The following is a 20,808-nucleotide window of genomic DNA, read 5'->3' on the forward strand; positions in this document are numbered from 1 at the left end:
AACAAGCAATTCTGAAGAAATTATGCAGATGCATGATAATCTGCACCATTTCTTCATGATTTTGACTTACAATTTAAGTAATAACAAAAATGCGGAGGTACTCTATGGTCGATATACTACTCGTAGATGATGAGCCGAGAATGCTTGAATTATTAACACTTTATCTTACTCCAATCGGATATAACTGCGTATGTGCGGTGTCCGGGGAAGAAGCTATTTCACATATAGAAAATCGAAACTTCAAATTTGTTTTACTCGATATTATGATGCCAAAGATGGATGGGTGGGAAACGTGCAAAAGAATTCGATCATTTAGTAACGTTCCTATCATTATAGTAACGGCTCGTGATCAAACGGTAGATGTCATCCAAGGGTTAAAACTCGGAGCGGATGATTACGTGACGAAACCTTTCCACGAAGAGGAGCTTTTCGCAAGAATTGAAGCTGTTTTAAGACGAACGAATCAACGTACGCAAATCCAATATCACGGCATTTTATGGGATGAGGCAAAGCATTTCGTTTCTTTCGATAATGAAGAACTTCTTCTCACTCCAATCGAATTCTCTTTACTGGGATTATTTTTACGTCATGTGAACTACGTATTAAGCCGCGATCAGCTCATTGAACGCATTTGGGGATTAAATACAAATACAGAAGATCGAACAGTCGATTCACATATTCGTAATTTGCGTGATAAATTACGAAAAGTACATTTCCCTATTGATCACCATTTAAAAACTGTTTACGGAGTCGGATATCGATGGGTTGATACTTTAGATTAAGGAGCAAAAAGATGAAGAGAATTTCTATTCAGCTCGGATTTTATTTTTTAATTGTTACACTTTTAATCGAAAGTGTTCTATTTGTCTTGCTTTATTATAGCCTTGTCAACAATAGAGTAAATGAAGAAATGACAGCTTTATTAAAGCGTGGGAATAGTCACCGAGATGTCCTTGAAAAGTATTTTGATAAGCAAACAATCTCCCATGTTGCACTAATGGAATCCGAAGCCGAAACCACTGTCGTTATTACAAATGCAAATAAGGATGTGCTAGCTCAATCCAATGAAATAAATACTACGATAAAAAAGCATATTGAAAAGATGCAAACACGGACAGATCATGACGGAGCAATTATAGAGAATCATTGGAAAACATCTAATTATATATGTACAGTTAGCCCCATTATAGTGGCAGGAAAAACGGAAGGCTATGTATATATGTTTCTCGGAACGGAATCAATTGAGGAAATGGTTAACGGGTTAACAAGACAATTCATTATTGCCGGAGTCATTACGTTTCTATTAACAGCCATCACCATCTTTCTCTTATCACGGTTGTTAACAAAACCATTGTTACACATGAAACATGCCACTGAAAAAATGAGTAAAGGCGATTTATCTGTTTCATTAACGACTAGTCGAAATGATGAAATTGGTGAATTAGCCTCATCTATTCAAACACTCGCAAATGATTTACATTATATGAAAACAGAGCGAAGTGAATTTCTAGCAAGTGTTGCTCACGAATTACGAACACCGTTAACATATGTAAGAGGTTACGCTGACATTGCTTTAAAAGAAAGCACAGCTCCTGAGCAACGTTTACGATATTTATCTATTATAAAAGATGAGTCTGATTACATTACAAACTTAGTTCAAGATTTATTTTCACTTGCACAAATGGAACAACATAACTTTTCTATTCAAGTAAAGGAAGTACATGTACACACCTTCCTCACTCGCATAGCCGAAAAAGTTAACGCTATGTATAGAGAAAGATACATTAAAGTTTCTTTCTCTTGTCCTCCTACTCTGCTAGTAAATTTAGATGAACAGCGATTTGAACAAGTTATAATAAACATTTTAAATAACGCTTATAGACATTCAAAAGAACATTCTCATATAAACATTTCTGTTATAGAAGAACATAAACATATTTCCATTACAATTGAAGATGAAGGCGAAGGTATTCCGCCTGAAGACCTCCCTCACATTTTCGATCGCTTTTATCGAGTTGATAAAGCAAGATCACGAGCTACAGGTGGAACTGGTTTAGGACTATCTATCGTAAAAGAAATTGTAGAACTACACGGCGGGAATATTACTGTAACGAGTGAAGTCGATCACGGATCTTGTTTTATCATTTCATTACCATCTATACAAAAACACGACTATTGATGGTAGTCGTGTTTCTTTATCCCGCTATTTACCAGGCAGTAAGACCCCTACCTCAAAATTCAGCGGAAGCAAAGAAATTAGGTGGGGGATCAACTGCCCGTAAAAGCCCGATTGGTTCAACTAATAATCAGTGGGAGATGAACCCCCCCCCCACTGATTAAAGTTTCACTTTATCATTTTACGTTATAATATAAATTTACAAATTGCCCAAAACGTTTCGTATCCGTTAGAGTTAAATTAATTTCTGGATTCTTGTCTTGAAATAACGGAACTCCAGAACCTAATATATGTGGTGTAATCGTAACAACATATTCATCAATTAGATTATTCTTAAAGAACTCTCTCAGTAAACTTCCTCCACCGACCATCCATATTTTAGATCCTTCTTGTGCTTTTAGCCTTTTAGTAAACTCCACTATATCTTCATTTACAAACTCCACGTTTCCGTCTGAGCCTTTTTCTGAACGAGAAAAAACATAACATGCTTTATCTAAGTATGGGAATGTTTCCGTGTGCTCTACTACATAATCGTACGTTCTTTTTCCCATAATTATTGTATCAATCGTTTCGTACATTTCTGTATAACCGTTATCTCCCTCTCCTTCCGTTTCCATTAACCACTGTAAATCATCATCTTCTTTCGCAATATATCCATCTAAACTCGCTGCAATAAATAAAACTATTTCGCGTGACATATCTTTTCCTCCTTGCATCTCATCTTAATAACATTATGATATAAACAATATACTAACAATAAAACACGACAATTTATGTCATGTTTAAAAAAGAAAAAAGGTGATACATTTGTCAAAAGCTAAACGCTTATTAGATATTCTTATATTTGCTTCTGCGAAAAAAGCATTTACAGCTCAAGAAATAGCCGATGAATTTAATATTTCTGTTCGTACGGTTCATAGATACATTTTAGATTTAAGTGATATGGGATTACCTATTTATGCTGAACAAGGTCGCAACGGCGGCTATAAAGTATTAACGAATAAAGTAATTCCCCCTATTTTATTTACGGAAGAAGAAGCTGTCTCCATCTTTTTTGCCTTTCAATCTTTAAGCTACTACCGAGACCTGCCTTTTAATACAGAAATCAACTCCGTTACGCATAAACTGTATAACTCCCTACAACATGATGCGAAAGCGAAAGTTGATAAAATACGTTCTTATATCGCCTTTTGGAATCCGAAGAGAACAATTGATACACCTCTTTTAAACGAAGTGCTAACCGCGGCTATTGAAAATAAAAATTTACACTTTCAATACGAATCTAAATCGGGGATACAAACAAAACATGTTCATCCTATAGGTGTATACGCTCATGACGGACTATGGTACTTACCATCCTATGACTTCAGTAGAAAAAAAGTATTACTGTATCGCGTTGATCGTATTCTTTCCGTATTATCAATGGAAGAAAATAAAGATACGTTCATGAATTTAGAAGAGTGGTTCGGCTCTAACTCTAACGTCATAAACATTCCTACCCAGTTACATGTTTTATTAACGACAGAAGGTGTGCGCCAATGTAAAAGCGTTCCTTACCTTGAAGAATTCGTGATAGTAAACGAAGACGGGACAGGATATATACATTCAACAATCGATAAAGGTGAAATTAACTTTATTACCCCTTTATTTTATAGACTTGGAAAAGAGGCACGAGTTTTAGAACCGAAAGAATTAATAGATGGTTTACGTATACGCGCGAAAGAAGTTTTACATATGTATGAAGACTGATAGCTCTTCCATCTTTTCATAATCGTTGTTTGTAACTTTCATATAATTCCTCCTCTCACTCTATATAACGAATGAGCGATATACTTTGTGACACTGCAGGCCTTTTTTAATATAGAAAATTGAATAATAGAATAAACAAAAGGCCAATTTCTCTATTTTAACTGAGAAATTGGCCTTTTTAATATTAGAATTTTCCTAACTGTTCCTTTAAGAACATCCCTCTTACGCCTTTTCAGTAAACAGCATTTGCTCTATCGCTTCTTGTAACAAATTCTGTGTCTCTTCCAAGTTATAATTCTTCTTTTCTCCTGGCTGCACCGTATAAAACTCAGCAAACGAGCGCTCTTTATATCTCGGTACGACATGCATATGGTAATGTGTTAACTCGTTAAAGATTCCACCATTTTGATAAAGTGAAACTTTAATCAGTGGGGGTTTTGTTCATCCCCCACTGATTATTAGTTGAACCAATCGGGCTTTTACGGGCAGTTGGATCCCCAACTAACTTCTTTGTTTTCACTGAATTTTGAGGTAAGGGATCTTACTGCCCGTTAATGCGGGGCAAATTGTAATTCCATCAGGTTTATATAATAGCTTAATCGCTTTTGCAATAAGCTTAGAAGCATCCATAATGGATTTTGCTACAATATCATCTAATTCATCCACTTCTAGAACATGCTGCTTCGGCACAATTAAAGTATGTCCTGGATAGAACGGTTCATGATCTAAAAAGCATGTTACATAGTCATCTTCATATATTTTATATATAATTTCTTCTTCGTTGGCTAATTTACACCCTAAACATTCCATCATATTTCCCCCTTTATTAAAAACATAAAAACGTGAGAGACGTATTCTCACGTTTTTATGTTTCACTTTATTAGTTCAATGGTTTCCGTAACTTTTATACTATCTTTTACCGATTGAACAATCGTACAATTTTTCACTGCTAGTTGCAGTGCCTTGTCCAACTGCTCTTCTGTAATGTTTTGTGCTTTAATTTTATAGTGCAAATGAACACTTTTAACTGGTTTTGATAAAGCTTCACTTCTACCAATTTCCGTTTCAATTGTAAACGTATCATATGTAATACGTTTCTTTTCTAAAATTGTTCGAAAGACAATTGCACTACATCCTGCGATAGAAGAAACGAGTAATTGTAACGGTGAATACCCATTTTCTTTTCCAATCGCTAATGGACCATACGATAAATCTGCTTCTATATCATCGTGTTTGATTGTTAGTTTCATTTGTATTTTCCATCTCCACTTTCATCGGTTTCTGCCGTTTCTTACTCATATAATAATATATGTAGCAGAAAATGATAAATGGAATGCCACAATATAACGCCATCCTTTGTTCTGGAATAAACGCTAAACTAATAACAACGATACTATTTGTAATTAAAGCTAAAATAGGAACAATTGGATATAACGGTGTTCTATACTTTAAGTCCTCTAACTTTCCTCCGCCTTTTATATACTGACTTCTAAAGCGAAGTTGCGATAGAGCAATGATGATCCAACTTGAAACAGCCGATAAACCAGCTATAGATAATAAGTACATGTATACTGTATCTTCTGCAAGGAAACTTGTGAATAAAGATAGGCCAGCTACTGCAATCGTTACAACTAGTGCAGTAATTGGAATACCACGCTTATTTACTTTCTGGAACGATGTTGGTGCCATTCCTTCATTTGCAAGTGACCATAATATACGAGTTGCCGCATATAATCCTGAATTCGCTACAGATAGTAACGCTGTAATAATAACGAAGTTCATAATATCAGCTGCGTATGGAATACCAATTTTATCAAATACGACTACGAATGGGCTTTCAATTACGCCAGCTTCTTTCCAAGAAATTAACCCTACTAAAATCGTCATTGTTAAAATGAAGAATAACATAATGCGCCATACTGTATTACGAATCGCACGTGGAATTGTTTTTTCAGGATCTTTACTTTCTCCTGCTGCAATCCCGATTAACTCTGTTCCTTGGAACGAGAAGTTAACTGTAATCATCGTAAGTAATACGGCAGCTAGTCCATTCGGGAATAATCCGCCATCGCTTACAAAGTTAGAGAAAAGAGGTGCTGCTTCTTTTCCGTCATATGATATAAACCCTAGTAATGCACTACCACCAAGAACAACAAATGCAAGAATTGTAACTACTTTAATACTAGAGAACCAAAATTCTAATTCAGCATAACTTTTCGCCGAAATTGCGTTTGACGCATATAAAATAACGCCAAATACGAGACACCATACCCAAACATCAACATTCGGAAACCATCTTTTCATCATTAAACCGATTGACGTTAACTCTAAACCTACTGTCACTGCCCAGCCAAGCCAATATAGCCAGCCAATCATAAAGCCCGTTCCTGGTCCAATAAACTTCGTCGCATACTTTTGGAAAGAACCTGAAACTGGCATTGCTACCGTTAATTCTCCAAGACAAAGCATTGTTAAATACATAATAAATCCGCCTACTAAATATGAAAGGATGGCTCCCCCTGGTCCAGCCTGATTAATGGTGTAACCTGAACCTAAGAAAAAACCAGTTCCGATTACACCACCTAGTGCGATCATAAATAAATGTCTACTCTTCATCGTACGATGTAATTTCTCATTCGTTTGTTGCTGCATCTAAATCCTCCCCCTACCGATACCCCTATATCTTGTTAAAATTTTCTGATAATAAAAATATACACGAAAGCGATTACAATTTCTATATAAAATTAAAACTTTTCTGATAAAATAATATAAAAAATTGAATTATCGCGAGTTTTAGATTCTAATTAGAGGAAAATAAGGTTAAACAAGGAAAAACCTTTACATATATTGTAAAGGTTAACGAAGTTCTAATCTTCTCGATAAAATTGATAAACTATAATTTACGATAAAGTACATACAAGCCACTACTATAAACGTTGGAATCATATAATTTACATTCTGTCCGCTAATAATTTGAGCATTATGCATAAGCTCTGGAAGTGATATAACAACTGCTAATGCTGTATCTTTCAGCAATGAAATAAACTGACTAACAAGCGGTGGGACCATTCTTCTTAATGCTTGTGGTAAAATAATGTGCCAAAGCGCTTGAACATACGTTAATCCTGAAGATCTTGCAGCCTCAATCTGTCCTTTTTCAATAGATAATAAACCACTTCGGACAATTTCAGATATCATTGCTGCTTCAAATATTGTTAAGGCAACAATTACAGCTGTTATAATCTCTAATTTTAAGCCTGCTTCTGGAAGTGCAAAATACGTGAAAAATATAATTAAAAGTAGTGGTAAATTTCGAATCACTTCAATGATAATTCCTAATATTTGTGCGACAACAGGTATTTTCATGTAGCGCAATATTCCTATCACACTACCAATAATAAAGCTAAGTACAATTGCTACGAGCGCTACCTCTAACGTTATAAGTAATCCTTTTAATAAAAACAGAATATGATCTCCTGTAATTGCTCCCTTAAAATCCATTTACACCGCCTCCTTTGCTAAGCGTTTTTCTAAATAACGCACTAGCATACTGAGCGGAATTGTTAATATTAAATAAAACATCCCGACAAATATATACACATCGAACGTAACAAATGTCTTCGTTGAAATTAAGTCTCCTTGATACATTAAATCCGTACCAGCAATAATTCCAAGTATGGAAGAGTTTTTTACTAAATTGAGAAATTGATTTCCTAAAGGAGGGATTACGATTTTCATCGCTTGAGGTAAAACGACATAGTACATCGCTTGCGTATAAGTCAATCCTGAGGAACGTGCTGCCTCCATTTGACCTTTCGCGACTGATAAAATACCAGCGCGAATGACTTCAGCAATAAATGCTGCAGTATATACCGTAAGCGTAACCGTTCCTGCTACAAAACCATTTAAAGTAATTCCTACTACAGGTAAAGCGAAATAGAATATAAATGCAATTAATACGAGTGGAATATTTCTTACAAATTCTACAATAGCAGCTCCCAACCAATTTAAAATACGAATCGGTGCAATACGCATTACCGCCAAAATTACTCCTAAAATAAAGCTTCCTATTAATGCAATTACACTAGACATAACTGTATACTTAAAGCCTTCTAAATACATATCAATGTTATTCGTTAGTATAGAAAAATCAGGCACATATTCTCCCCTCTTTCTTTACAAGAAGAGGATGAGCATCCCTCATCCTCTCACTCTTACTCTTCAATAAGAAGAAAGCCCCACTAAGTAAAGTTTCACTTTACTTCTCTTGTTTTTGACCAATCCATTTCTCATACAATTTATCGTATTCTCCATTCGCTTTCATATCTTTTAGTAAGCTATTAATCTCTTTCGTCAAATCATCTGCACCTTTTTGCACTGCAATTCCGTACGGCTCATCCGTGAAAATTTTCCCTACAACTTCATAATTCGAATCTTGTTTTGCCATGCCGTAAAGAATTGCATTATCTGTCGTTAAAACATCACCTTTCCCTGCTTTTAACGCCGTAAATGCCTCACTGTAATTTTCAAATTCTAATACAGTCGATTCTGGTGACTTTTGACGAATATTAGTTGTAGATGTTGAACCTTTTACAGCTAACACTTTCACACCCTTTTTCACATCATCAATACTTTTAATATCGCTCCCTTTTTTCACAAGTAACGATTGTCCTGCTTTAAAATATACATCTGAAAAATCTACTTCTTTTTTACGTTCTTCCGTAATTGTCATTGTCGCAATAATTGCATCAATATCACCATTTTTCAGTAGTGGAATACGCGTTTTAGACGTTACTTCTTTTAATTCTAGTTTCTTTTCATCTCCAAGAATTTTTTTCGCAAGCGCCTTTGCGATATCAACATCAAATCCTTCTACTTGCCCTGTTGAAGGATTCTTTAGTCCAAATAAGTTCGTATCATTCTTCACTCCAACTACTAATTTCCCCCGCTTCTTAATTTGCTCAACGGCCCCGCCTTGCTTCGTATTCGTTTCTTTTGCCTCATCTTTTTTACTTCCGCACCCGGCAACGACAAGTACGAATAAACATGAAAAAACGATTAACGTAAACAACTTTTTCATTTTAAGCATAAAACTCCCCCTTTAATGATTTAACACTCTTCTTAAAAATAGACGCGCTCTTTCTTGTTCAGGACTTGCAAAAAATTGCGCCGGTGTTGTATCCTCAATGATCTTGCCATCATCCATAAATAAAATCCGATCTGCTACTTCTCGCGCAAATCCCATTTCATGCGTGACAACGACCATCGTCATCCCTTCTTTAGCCAGCGTTTTCATAACATCAAGTACTTCCCCAATCATCTCTGGATCAAGAGCAGACGTAGGCTCATCAAATAACATAATTTCCGGCTGCATTGCGAGCCCCCTAGCAATTGCTACCCTTTGCTGTTGCCCTCCAGATAGTTGATGCGGGTATACATTAGCCTTCTCTGGGATTCCTACTTTCTCTAAATAAAACATCGCTGTTTGCTCAGCTTCCTCTTTTGAAACTTTATTTACTTTAATCGGTGCTAGTGTAATATTTTGAAGAACCGTTTTATGTGGATATAAATAAAAATGTTGAAAGACCATCCCGATATTTCGGCGTAATTCATTCATATCTGTTTTGACATTGTGTACCTCCGTATTTTGTACAATTAACTCTCCGTCTGTAATTGTCTCTAGCTGATTTATACACCGAAGCAACGTGCTTTTTCCTGATCCTGAAGGTCCAACAACTACTACCACTTCACCTTTTTTCACTTGCACATGAATATCTTTTAAAACTTGAAAATTGCCATAATATTTATTTACATTACGAAACTCTATCAACGTACTCCCCCCTTCCACTAACAAAGCATGTACATTCTTTTTATATTCAAAAATAGGCAAAAAAATAACTTCCAGCCTCATTTTGCCCATAAAAAAAGCAAAGGGATTTTCCCTTTGCTCCTTCATTTCTATTTGATTAAGATACTTCTTCTTTCTTATCTTTTCCGTATTCATGCTCCCAGAAATCAGCATTTTTAATTCCTAATGGACCTGGATCGAATACTGGATCTTTTCCTTCTTTTTTCTGCTTTTCATAATCCTTTAATGCGATTAATGCGGGTTTTTGTAATAGTAAAATCGCAATGATATTTACCCATGCCATAATTCCTACACCAATATCACCTAAAGCCCAAGCTGTTGCTGCTGTTTTTATACAGCCGTAGAATACAGCTCCTAAAAATACAAATTTTAGTACCATAGACAGCCACGGACGGTCTTTATCACGATTTAAGTACGCGATATTCGTTTCTGCAATGTAGTAATACGCCATAATTGTTGTAAAGGCAAAGAATAATAACGAGATTGCAACGAAACCGTTTCCAAATCCAGGGAAAACAGATTCTACCGCTGCCTGTGTATATCCTGGTCCTGGCTGAGCACCATTTAATTTATTTACGATAAAGTTTTTTCCGCTTGCATCAAATACGTTATACATGCCTGTAATAATTATCATAAATGCTGTTGCTGAACAAACAAATAATGTATCAATGTAAACGGAAAATGCTTGCACTAAACCTTGCTTAGCTGGATGTGATACTTCCGCAGCAGCTGCTGCATGTGGTCCAGTTCCTTGCCCTGCTTCATTGGAATAAATACCACGTTTTACTCCCCAAGAAATTGCTAAACCGATAATACCACCGAAAGCCGCTTCTAATGCAAATGCACTTCTTATAATTAACATGAATGCTTCTGGCAATTTTTCAATATTCATAGCAACAATAACGCAAGCTACTAAAATATAACCAACTGCCATAAACGGTACGACAACTTGTGCCACGTTAACGATTCGCTTTACGCCACCGAAGATGATAATAGCTAATACAACAACTAATAAAGCCCCTGATACAGTAGTGTTAATTCCAAAAGCTGTTTCTAAACTTACAGCAATACTATTTGCTTGCACACCTGGCAATAAAAGCCCCGTTGCAATAATTGTCGCTGCAACGAATACTAATGCATACCATTTCACACCTAAACCTTTTTCAATGTAATAAGCAGGTCCACCGCGAAACTGTCCTTGATGTTTCGTCTTATATATTTGCGCGAGTGTTGATTCTATATAAGCTGATCCTGCTCCTAAAAAAGCCACTGCCCACATCCAAAATACAGCTCCTGGTCCACCGAAGGCAACCGCTGTTGCTACCCCAGCAATATTCCCTGTTCCAACGCGCCCTGATAATGAAAGTGCTAACGCTTGGAATGAAGAAACACCAGCCTCTGATTTTTCACCTTGAAATGTCAGCTTCACCATTTCTCCTACATGCCTTACTTGTAAAAACCTCGTTCGAATGGAAAAATATAACCCTACTCCTAAACATAAATAAACAAGTGCTGGACTCCAAACAATATTATTTATCCAATTGACGATAGCTTCCAATATTCCCCCTCCTTCTTTATAAAGAATTTTCAGAATATATAAAAATTATAAATGTATACCGAATCTATGACAATATTATTTTAATAAAACAAACATATTTTTGTATAAAAAAACAAAGTATATATTTATTTTATATACTTTGTTTTGAACAAAATGTATTATATATTCACAATCGCTTCTTTGCTTATAATTCTGTCATATAATTCTTCACATAATTCTCGGAAGTTATCTGGCATATCTTTCCCCTTAAACTTCTTTTGGAGCGTGCCATATAAACCTATATCGCGTAAGCGTAAAAATAGCGGTAACGATTCATACCAACTATCCGCCAGCTTGTGTTCATATTCGTATCCTTTTCTTAGCACTTGTAACTGTTTACGAGCGAATGTCGTCTTCTCCTCCGCTGTCCACGGTGCAAATAGAACAGAGTAATAGAGAACCATCGCTAAATCATGTATAAAGTAATTATAAGCCGCATCATCAAAATCAAAGATTGTTAGATCTTTTCCATCATAATGAAAATTACCTGGATGGATATCACCGTGCATAAGGCCGAACGTTTCTCTTTCAATTGGGAGAGCCTTTATTTCATCCATTAATACAGCTGCAGTCTTTTTCACTTGGTTATCTTCTAATTCATTAACAATTCCACTTTCGTCTTCTTCCCACGTATCACGATTATTTGTTTTAGGATAGTTCATTGTTAGGCGGTGCAGTTGTCCAATCGCTTTTCCCCATGCTTCAAAGTAAGCATCTCCCCAATAAGGCGATTCTTCTCCTTTTACTTGCTCACCTTTTGCATATGTAAATAAAGAAGCAAAAAAGAAAGAGCTATCTTCCGCTCCAATTTCTTCTACAAGATTTTGAGAAGTTGAGTAAAGAGGTCCTGCTACCTTTGCCCCATGCTCCGCAACATATTGTAAAAAATCTAGTTCAGCTTCAACTTCTTTTTTAGAGCGATGCGAAGAATGCGTTAAACGTAATACATAGTCCTCATCATTATCTCCCTTCGCCTTAAAAATATAATTTTCAAAATCTCCAAGCGGCTTCTCTTCCACTGTTACATGAAATGCCTTTGCTGCTCTTCTTAAAATCTCTTTCGTAAAAACACGTTCTACAGCCATTTCCATATGTATCCCTCCTATATATCTTCTTAATTCGACACAAATGTTAGAAGTACTGCTATGAATAATCTAAAAAACAAAAAAAGGTTGATTCACTAAATCAACCTTTACACTATTAAAAGTTTTATTTATCAATTCTTCATCAATTGATTCTCGTATATAACATTTATTTTTATTTCTCTTCACCTTTTGTCTGCATTGAATTGAAAGTCCAATTTAATTTTAATGAGTCTCCTTGAAATACATTTTGCTCTTCATCATTATCTACAAATGTGAACATTACATAGAAAGTATCATCATCACCAGGTGCAAGACCATTTCCTTCTCGGTCTACAACACCTTTTTGTACAAGATCAGGAATACTTCCGTTTTGCGTAGCTATCTTTAATTCAGATAATGTAGTAGACCAAATTGGAACCTCATTTTTATCCAAATTCCACAAGAAATCAACACGGATATGATCACCAAAATCAGCATCTCCATTATCTCCTTTAGCATCGATTACACTGTAATCTGTCAGGAGTTTCACATCTCCTATCGCTAAGGTCCCTTTGTTTACTAATTGAAAACCACGCTCCATTTCATCACCTGGTTTAATATTGTCTACATTAATAACAACTTCAGGATTCACACTCAAATCTAAAGTACCCGCTGCAAAAGTGTTTTGTGATACTTCCTTATCACTAAAATACGCATATGTTCCCCCACCAATTAAAGATAAGCCAAGTGCTGCAGTTACAACACCCATACCAAATTTTTTCTTAATACTCATTTCACAAGTCCCCCTATTTTTAAAGTTCAAACCTTATTTCCATCCCACAAACAATAATAATTAAGCAACTACCTTGTCCCATAACGAAAGCTGACTAACTTTAAACTAGTTACTTCATGTACCAAAACGACTATTACTTTTAAAATAACCGGTAATGTTACTGTAAATCATTACCGGTTATTTGTTAGCCAATCTCATTTAATTTTATATTCATTGTTTTATTGCTTTATTTATTCTAGAAGTTTGTCCACTTATTTTTTGGGTTCTAATCCAATAGAGCGTAAGATTTTATCTAACGTCACTGGCCCTACATTTTCTTTCGGCTTCTGATTTTCTTTAGCATCTGGCCCCTTTTTCAAGAAGTTTTTCTCAATAAAACGAATATCTGTTTCATCTACAACACCATCTTGATTTATATCTCCATCTTTTACAGATACTTTTCCTTTTCCATACGATAAAGCTGCTATTCTAGCATCTTGAATATCTACCATTTTATCGCCGTTTACATCACCTGCAAGGTTATCATCAATGTCAGCTCTAAAGTTTTGTCCCACTAATTCACCGTCTTGCATCTTCCCTATTTTTGTTGTTAATTTACTATTTAAATGACCTGGCATTTCTACGAAAATATCATATTCTTTATCGCTTACTGGAACACTATGAATCTCAAATTGCCCATTTTCATTAATCGTTCCTGTATATTTCTTTCCATCCTTGCCAACTGCGTACACTTTTGCCCCTAGTTTTGTATAGTCTTTCTTACCTAAATACCCCTCTTCATTCAAGAAAGCTTCCGGACCAATATATCCTGTAACCGTTGAATGTTTTGAAACAATAGCAAAAGGTTTATCTTTAAACACAGGAATCTCATTGCCTTCTGTTGCACCAACTTTTGTATAAGAGAACTTATCTACTCCAAATGCAGTTAAATCATTAAAGTATTCATCACTCGTCATCTCGAATGTAACATCTAAAAATGGTGTATCTCCATCTAATCCTTTAAATTCTTTTCCTTCCAATGACGCGCCAACTTTCACCTTGTTTTCCCAAGCTCCTTCTTCACTTATCTTTGGATCTTCTAATTTAAGGTTCAGTCCATGTTGTTTTACATATTCCGTAAGTACTGGATTTGGTTTCACGTCTGTAAATTTAAATAACTGCTTGTAATAAGGAATTTCAAATGTACCTGACATAAGCTGTTTTACATTATTAAGATTCAAAGTTAACTTAATTTTCTCTCCTAATTTGATTTTATCTTTGTCATAACTTGGAACAGCATATTCTGTCCCTTCTTTTACAAAGACATAATCTTTATATCCAGTTGCCATATTCCCTGCAGTTGCGAGGTCATATCCAAATAATTTTAAATTTAACGGCTCATTTATTTCCTCTGGAAGTACTCCAAATTTAAAATCACCATTTGCTTGAATTGTATTCAACCAACCTGATGGGAAGGCTGAGTTTTGATAATATACAATTTGATTCGCTTTTTGATCATACTGCAAGCCTTTTGCCTTTAATGCATCTACTGTAGAATCATAAATATTACCATGCACCCATAATGCACGTTGGCCGTCTTCTTCTTTAAACATGGAATCATTGACTTCATGTATACCAGGTTGTACATCCTTAAATTTCATTTCAGGTATTACATTATCAATGATTATGCTATCGCCTTTTTTATACGATTTCCCTTCTTTATCATATCCAACGAAGTTCAATTCGTAATCTCCATCAGGCAACATAACAGGTTTATCCCCAATTGGATGAGCTGGATCTCCTGTGAATGGAAGTACATATCCTCCCATACCAGAAAACATCATATACTCAACATTTGGTGTTAGACTACTTGCATTAAGTGTACCAACGACTCCTAATGCCTTCCCTGTCTTTCGGTCCTTCACAACTGCATCAATGGTTTCAAGAGGACTATTTAATTTAAATGTCAAAGGCGAACTAGGTCTTTCCATAAATGGATGGAATTTAGATGCATCTGTTGCCATTGCATCTCTCAGTAAATCCACAGACGCAATCCCTTTTTCTGTGAATTTAACTGCAAATGGTACTTGATATACTTCTTTTTCATTGTTTTTATTTGAAATATGAATATATCCCTCATATCTACCGAATTCAGCGTTTTCTGGGATGATAATTTCAGGGCTAATTTCCCCTGCTGTACCAGGAGCTACTTTAATAGAATCTTGTACGTTTAGCTTCACACCATTCTTCGCTGCATCTTGCACACCTACACTCGTAGGTGAAAACTCTACTTCTAATTTAAACTCTTTCCCATCTGTTTTACTGCTGTTCTTAATTAACACTTTTCGGCTATCTTTAATAGGTCCAGTTTCAATTTGATTTTTATACCCAAATGCAATAGAACCTGTTTTTTCTTCAATTTCTACTTCTTCATCATCTACAGCGTTTGATGTTTTATCGATAACCTCAATAGATGTGTCTGCATGAACTGCACGATATGCATCAATTCTTCCTGATCCCACCTCAAACACAGAACGCTCTTCTTTTAAATCAACTGCGGTATTCATAAGTGCCTCTTTTACTTCAAATGGACTATAGTTTGGATGTTCCTGTAAAATCAGTGCCGCAACCCCTGCAGTATGAGGAGTTGCCATAGATGTACCTGACATACGTCCATACGCTACCGGATAATTTTCTCCATCCTTTGGATCATTAATATATTCAGGAACAGTTGAGAAGATAGACACACCTGGTGCTACAATATCTGGCTTAATATCATCTGTTTTAGCTGCGGGACCACGGGAGCTGAAATCAGCTAAGTGATCTCCCTCTGTTTTTATATTACTAAGTTCTCCAAACGCTAACGACACATCTCCTTGTACAGCTTTTGCTTGTAATTTCTCACCATCTACTTTTGTTAAGCGGAACGTTGGAATAGATGATGTACTTTCTCCAAGATAACTTGTAATTTCCCCATCTACATTGTTATATACAATTACTGCCTTTGCGCCTGCTTCCTTAGCATTTTTAATTTTTTCATCAAATGTAATCTCACCGCGTTGGACAAGAGCTAACTTCCCTTTTATATCTTTCCCTGTAAAATCACCTGATTTCCCAAGCCCTGCATATACAACCGATAAAGATTGTCCTTTCAAATCTTCAATCTTATCAGTAAAGCTTTTTCCAAGTAGCATCATCTTATCTACATGTACATCACCTGCATCGGCGGAAAACGTTGGAATAGTCATTGCAGCGTCACTGGCTCCCACTGTAATGGGAAGTGCTGCTGCACTAGGTGATCCAATGGTACCTTCTTGCGGACCACTATTACCAGCTGCTACTACTGTAACAACACCAGCTAACATCGCATTATTCACTGCGACAGAAGTAGGATATAAAGGATCATTAATAGACGCACCTAATGATAAATTGATAACATCCATATCGTCTTTCACTGCTTTATCAATCGCAGCAAGAATACCACTTGTTTGACCACTTCCATATGGCCCCAATACACGATATGAATATAAATCTACATCTGGAGCAACGCCCTTAACCGCATAATCTACATTATTCTTTTTGTCTGCAGAAATTGTCCCAGCTACATGAGTACCATGGGATGTATAATATGCACTTCCCTCATAAATCTCAGGATATCCTCCAGAATTTTGCCAATCCTTATACGTTGTTTCCATCGGATCAGCATCATTATTAACAAAGTCCCATCCCTTTATAGAATTTGGATCAATTTTGCTTGGATCTTCACCTTGTTTTGCACGATATCCTTTATATGCATCTTTTAAATCTGGGTGGTTGTAATCAATACCTGTGTCCAGTACACCTACCTTAATTCCTTTACCTGTTATTTTTTCATCATGTAGCTTGTCCACACCAATTTGCGGTACGCTATCTGCCATTTTTGGTGCAACAGCCTCTTTAGCTGTTTCTTTCGGTAAATCAATTTTGACCTCACGATCTTCCCATACACGCTTAACCATACCGGTACGAACTAAATCTTCAATCATGTTGGCAGGTAAAGAAATCGCTACACCATTAAAAGCATTCTTATATTCTCTTGTTATTTTTGCAGCTTTTAAATGTGTCCCTTTCTCTTTATTCTTTTGAAGCTGTTCAAGTTCTGCTTTAAATCCTTTATGTGATGCTTCTACCTTTTGTTCTGCATTTGAAAGAGCTACCTTTTTCCCTTTAGCCGCTTGTTTTAATACTTCAATTTTGCTAGGTGCTTGCTTAAATTCTATAATCACATTCACATTATTAGGACTTGTTGTATTGATACCTGGAGAAATAACAAACCCTGGTTTTGTATCTAACGTTTTCAAGGCATTACGTTGTTCCTTTGTAAGGCCTTTCAATACAGCATTTGCATCATCAATTCCAGTTAAAGTAGATGTATTTACCTCTTCCGCTAATACGTTATATGGAATTCCTTGAGACAATAACATTCCAACTGTTAGCGTTCCAATAAGAATTTTCCCAAATTTCCCTCGTTTCATATTGCATCTCCCCATTACTAAAATTATTTTTCTAAACAAATTGATTCTTAAATTCCCATTTAGTATTGAAAATTCTATTAATCTTAAACTTTTATTTTGTATCATTAAGAATTTCCAACACTACTACCATCCCCATATAGCTAATCATTCACTTTAATCTTTCTATAGAAGCCCCCCATAATTTATTTTCACTAAAAGGTTTTCACAAAATGAATTATTAATAGGGTTAAAATGTAATTCTATATTTATTATTACACATTCTGATTTTTCTGAAAATTGAACAAAAGGAGTATCTTTTCTCTAAGGATTCTATGTCTGCGTAGTACAAAAGAACTACCTTGCTCTTTATTCTTTGTAATATAGAATAAAGAAACACGATAGTTCTTTTAAACATCTCTTATTTAATCCAACGGAACCAATTGATTTCGAACAGCATAAATCACTGCTTGCGATCGACTTTTCACATTTAGTTTTTTAAAAATTTTATTGATGTGAATTTTAACTGTTTTATCACTAATATATAGAACTTCAGCAATTTCTTTATTACTAAGTCCTTTTACTAATTCAAAGAGAATTTCCTTTTCACGTTCCGTCAGTTCATTTTCATTTGATTCTACTTTCATTTTTTGCTGATGATATGTAATTAATTTTTTAGTCATACGCGGATGAATAACTGAATCGCCTCGATATAACATCCGAATTGCTGCTACTACCTGCTCCGATGATGAATCTTTCAATAAATACCCATCAGCACCAGCTTGGAGTGCATCCATTAAATACTCATCATGCTCATACATTGTAAACACGAGTACTCGGCAATTCGGATAATTTCTTTTCACCAACTCTGTAGCTTCAATACCATTTTTCCCCGGAAGATTAATATCCATCAAAATACAATCTGGTCTGCATTCTTCTACTTTTTCCAATACTCCGTCCCCAGAGCTAGCTTCTCCAACCACTTTCATATCAGATTCATCCTCTAGTATGCTCCGAATTGCGTCTCGTAAAAAAGCATGATCATCTACGACTAATATTTTAATCATTTTACGCACCCCTTGTTTGTGAATCTGGAATTAACAGTGTAATTTCTGTCCCTTTCCCTACAGAACTATCAATCTGTAAAGTAGCCCCTAATTGTTCAGCTTGTTCATTCATATGTAATATACCATAATGTGGCTCATTCTTCGTTTTAACCATAGACTCAAATAATGAAAAACCAACTCCATTATCCTTAACTCTTAAAAGCACGTGCTCACTTTGATAGCTGAGTAAAACATCAGCCTTTTCTGCTTTTGCATGTTTTACAATGTTTTGCAAACTCTCTTGTAATGTATCAAAAATAACCCTTTCTTTTGAAAAACTAAGCGCACGTGCATGACCTCTTTCATGATATGTAATATCTAGTTCGTACTCTTGTTTTAAAGATTTTATTTTACTCGCTATCGCCTGCTTAAGTCCTAATTGTTGTGTCGGATATGGTTTTAAAGCATAAATAGAATAGCGAACTTCTCCTAAGCTTCCTCTTAAATCTTTTATACTTTTCTCTACTACTTGCTGCATATCTATTGGTTTATCACGGTATTTTTTCTGCGCGGATTCTAGTTGAAATATCACCCCGGCTAATGTTTGCGCAATACCATCGTGAATTTCTCGTGCGATTCTATTTCTTTCTTCTAAAATCATTCTTTTTTCCTGCTCAGAAATCAATATCCTTGTTTTAACTACGTTAGCTAATTGATTAGAAAATGTAGCTAACGACTGTACATCTTCTGGAAAAAAACCTGCAGTTCTACTTTTCCCTGCAACAAACATTCCGACTAGTTCATCATTTACAATAAGAGGAAAATACACAAGTGAGCGTATGACACTATCAAATATTTCATCTCCAGGAGCCATACCAATTTTCCAATCATTAAATACTAGATTTTTAGAGAGTTCCTCAAACACCTTATTTTTTTCTGAATCATCAGAAATATGAGAGCGGACTTTTCCATCTTTTAATAGAATATTCCAGTTCCCATCATCTTTTGTCCATATTACATATGCTTGTATACCAAAAAAACCTTTAAGTGCTTGTTTAATATGCTTCAAGTTTCCTCCGGTTAATCCTCGACTAATTTCGGTCGTAATAAGAAATAACTCATATAATCGTTCCTTCTCCATCCTTATCCGTACAGAAAAAGAACTAATAATTGAAGCTGCTACAAGTGGAAAAAAGAAAAACAGTACTGTAAGCTCGTTTACTTCCACACTATATGTACTAATTAACATATGCATCAGTGCTGCATAAGAGAAACCAAAAGTTTCGCAAAGAAATACAGTTACAGTTTTTTTATACCACTGATAGATTGAATATGGTTGTGGAAGGAGTATCATTAACAAATCGTAAAAGCGGTTGTTAAAAAAACAAAAAAACACGCAAAATAATAACAAAGATATTAAATTTTCATATAGAACTGACATATCTATCTTGTTAATTAATAAGGACATACATTTATTTGAAAACCATTGGGCCAAGATTAAACTAAGCGCATGCTGAGTACTATTAAATAACATTCTTTGTATCGGCGAACGACGATGCAGGTGAATAATTAGTGTTACGAGTACAATAGCAATAATAGTTATATGGATTCCAAACTGCCAACTCATAGCGTAAATTATTGGAAAGGTAAGCGAGCTAGTTCCTCTCCAAAACCGTACAGGAAAATACTCTGCAATCCCCATAAATATTAATAATAATATTAATATCGTTGGATAAGAAGGGATTTTAATTTCAAGTAAAGATATAGTTATAGTAATCAAACCAAGAAAAGAAATGAAATAAAGATAAGAACTAGCAATCTTTTCTCTCATAAAGATAGAATTTATATCCTTCAAAACAACCCCTTCTTTCTTTATAAAACTTCATTTTCTCTATTATCCAATAAAAAACCGGCACTGGCAAAATGGAAGAACCTCCACTAGCCAATCACCGGCTGTGTACTGTACCTAAAAAGGCAAGACACAATACTAGTATTATAAATCGCTTTTCTTAAATTTCCTATTCATCGAATGATGTAATTATACA

16 protein-coding genes and 2 pseudogenes are annotated in these 20,808 nt (G+C 35.3%); 3 read left to right on the forward strand and 15 right to left on the reverse strand.

The features are described 5' to 3' along the window. Positions 1–104: 104 nt before the first annotated feature. On the forward strand, positions 105–782 hold the full coding sequence (locus F8162_RS20605) for a response regulator transcription factor (protein ID WP_151635717.1): 678 nt from the start codon (positions 105–107) through the stop codon (positions 780–782). Positions 783–793: 11 nt separating this feature from the next. Then, complete coding sequence (locus tag F8162_RS20610; protein WP_151635715.1) at positions 794–2,179, forward strand: ATP-binding protein; 1,386 nt, start codon at positions 794–796, stop codon at positions 2,177–2,179. A gap of 173 nt (positions 2,180–2,352) precedes the next feature. Here the strand turns inward: F8162_RS20610 and F8162_RS20620 are convergent, their stop codons facing one another. Further along, the gene (locus tag F8162_RS20620) at positions 2,353–2,874 is read right to left on the reverse strand and encodes a dihydrofolate reductase family protein (protein ID WP_151635713.1); all 522 of its coding nucleotides are present in this window, start codon (positions 2,872–2,874) and stop codon (positions 2,353–2,355) included. A 109-nt stretch (positions 2,875–2,983) separates the two neighbouring features. On the opposite strand from F8162_RS20620, the gene F8162_RS20625 reads away from it, so the two are divergent. Further along, positions 2,984–3,925: a helix-turn-helix transcriptional regulator gene (locus F8162_RS20625; RefSeq protein ID WP_151635711.1), complete on the forward strand. Its 942-nt coding sequence runs from the start codon at positions 2,984–2,986 to the stop codon at positions 3,923–3,925. Positions 3,926–4,147: 222 nt separating this feature from the next. Here F8162_RS20625 and F8162_RS20630 read toward each other — a convergent pair. The 14 genes and pseudogenes from F8162_RS20630 to F8162_RS20695 form a co-directional block, all read right to left on the reverse strand. Continuing rightward, a pseudogene (locus F8162_RS20630) lies at positions 4,148–4,333 on the reverse strand (HIT family protein); the annotation flags it as partial. Between the two features lie 153 nt (positions 4,334–4,486). Continuing rightward, positions 4,487–4,735: pseudogene (locus F8162_RS20635) on the reverse strand (HIT family protein); the annotation flags it as partial. Between the two features lie 62 nt (positions 4,736–4,797). Further along, on the reverse strand, positions 4,798–5,175 hold the full coding sequence (locus F8162_RS20640) for an OsmC family protein (protein WP_151635709.1): 378 nt from the start codon (positions 5,173–5,175) through the stop codon (positions 4,798–4,800). After that, positions 5,150–6,577 (reverse strand): amino acid permease, encoded by a 1,428-nt coding sequence (locus F8162_RS20645; RefSeq protein WP_151635707.1) that lies wholly within the window; start codon positions 6,575–6,577, stop codon positions 5,150–5,152. Before F8162_RS20645 ends, F8162_RS20640 begins: the two co-directional genes overlap by 26 nt. A gap of 204 nt (positions 6,578–6,781) precedes the next feature. Next, positions 6,782–7,426 carry an amino acid ABC transporter permease gene (locus F8162_RS20650; protein WP_151635705.1) on the reverse strand — a complete coding sequence of 215 codons (645 nt, stop codon included), beginning with the start codon at positions 7,424–7,426 and terminating at the stop codon, positions 6,782–6,784. Beyond that, positions 7,427–8,083 carry an amino acid ABC transporter permease gene (locus F8162_RS20655; RefSeq protein ID WP_151635703.1) on the reverse strand — a complete coding sequence of 219 codons (657 nt, stop codon included), beginning with the start codon at positions 8,081–8,083 and terminating at the stop codon, positions 7,427–7,429. A 100-nt stretch (positions 8,084–8,183) separates the two neighbouring features. After that, entirely contained in the window at positions 8,184–9,014 is an 831-nt protein-coding gene (gene glnH, locus F8162_RS20660) for a glutamine ABC transporter substrate-binding protein GlnH (RefSeq protein WP_151635701.1), read from the reverse strand. 12 nt (positions 9,015–9,026) lie between these two features. After that, the gene (locus F8162_RS20665) at positions 9,027–9,947 is read right to left on the reverse strand and encodes an amino acid ABC transporter ATP-binding protein (protein ID WP_151635699.1); all 921 of its coding nucleotides are present in this window, start codon (positions 9,945–9,947) and stop codon (positions 9,027–9,029) included. Then, a complete protein-coding gene (locus F8162_RS20670; RefSeq protein WP_151635697.1) occupies positions 9,892–11,352 on the reverse strand; it encodes an alanine/glycine:cation symporter family protein in 1,461 nt (486 codons plus the stop codon). The genes F8162_RS20665 and F8162_RS20670 overlap by 56 nt, the downstream gene beginning before the upstream one ends. Positions 11,353–11,510: 158 nt before the next feature. Beyond that, positions 11,511–12,482: a phosphotransferase enzyme family protein gene (locus F8162_RS20675; protein WP_151635695.1), complete on the reverse strand. Its 972-nt coding sequence runs from the start codon at positions 12,480–12,482 to the stop codon at positions 11,511–11,513. Between the two features lie 166 nt (positions 12,483–12,648). Continuing rightward, positions 12,649–13,248 (reverse strand): TasA family protein, encoded by a 600-nt coding sequence (locus tag F8162_RS20680; RefSeq protein ID WP_151635693.1) that lies wholly within the window; start codon positions 13,246–13,248, stop codon positions 12,649–12,651. 251 nt (positions 13,249–13,499) lie between these two features. Further along, complete coding sequence (locus tag F8162_RS20685) at positions 13,500–17,741, reverse strand: S8 family serine peptidase (protein WP_151635691.1); 4,242 nt, start codon at positions 17,739–17,741, stop codon at positions 13,500–13,502. Between the two features lie 401 nt (positions 17,742–18,142). After that, positions 18,143–18,784 carry a response regulator gene (locus F8162_RS20690; protein ID WP_151635689.1) on the reverse strand — a complete coding sequence of 214 codons (642 nt, stop codon included), beginning with the start codon at positions 18,782–18,784 and terminating at the stop codon, positions 18,143–18,145. Between the two features lies 1 nt (position 18,785). Beyond that, entirely contained in the window at positions 18,786–20,618 is a 1,833-nt protein-coding gene (locus tag F8162_RS20695) for a GAF domain-containing sensor histidine kinase (RefSeq protein WP_151635687.1), read from the reverse strand. Between the last annotated feature and the right edge of the window lie 190 nt (positions 20,619–20,808).

It is taken from the genome of Bacillus sp. CH140a_4T, assembly GCF_008923725.1.
Lineage (GTDB): Bacteria > Bacillota > Bacilli > Bacillales > Bacillaceae_G > Bacillus_A.

What these genes read in the sequence shown, in the direction of transcription:
- F8162_RS20605 (WP_151635717.1), top strand. Translation starts at nt 105, where the DNA reads ATGGTCGATATACTACTCGTAGATGATGAGCCGAGAATGCTTGAATTA.
- F8162_RS20610 (WP_151635715.1), top strand. Translation starts at nt 794, where the DNA reads ATGAAGAGAATTTCTATTCAGCTCGGATTTTATTTTTTAATTGTTACA.
- F8162_RS20620 (WP_151635713.1), bottom strand. Translation starts at nt 2,874, where the DNA reads ATGTCACGCGAAATAGTTTTATTTATTGCAGCGAGTTTAGATGGATAT.
- F8162_RS20640 (WP_151635709.1), bottom strand. Translation starts at nt 5,175, where the DNA reads ATGAAACTAACAATCAAACACGATGATATAGAAGCAGATTTATCGTAT.
- F8162_RS20645 (WP_151635707.1), bottom strand. Translation starts at nt 6,577, where the DNA reads ATGCAGCAACAAACGAATGAGAAATTACATCGTACGATGAAGAGTAGA.
- F8162_RS20650 (WP_151635705.1), bottom strand. Translation starts at nt 7,426, where the DNA reads ATGGATTTTAAGGGAGCAATTACAGGAGATCATATTCTGTTTTTATTA.
- glnH (WP_151635701.1), bottom strand. Translation starts at nt 9,014, where the DNA reads ATGCTTAAAATGAAAAAGTTGTTTACGTTAATCGTTTTTTCATGTTTA.
- F8162_RS20665 (WP_151635699.1), bottom strand. Translation starts at nt 9,947, where the DNA reads ATGCTGATTTCTGGGAGCATGAATACGGAAAAGATAAGAAAGAAGAAG.
- F8162_RS20675 (WP_151635695.1), bottom strand. Translation starts at nt 12,482, where the DNA reads ATGGAAATGGCTGTAGAACGTGTTTTTACGAAAGAGATTTTAAGAAGA.
- F8162_RS20680 (WP_151635693.1), bottom strand. Translation starts at nt 13,248, where the DNA reads ATGAGTATTAAGAAAAAATTTGGTATGGGTGTTGTAACTGCAGCACTT.
- F8162_RS20685 (WP_151635691.1), bottom strand. Translation starts at nt 17,741, where the DNA reads ATGAAACGAGGGAAATTTGGGAAAATTCTTATTGGAACGCTAACAGTT.
- F8162_RS20690 (WP_151635689.1), bottom strand. Translation starts at nt 18,784, where the DNA reads ATGATTAAAATATTAGTCGTAGATGATCATGCTTTTTTACGAGACGCA.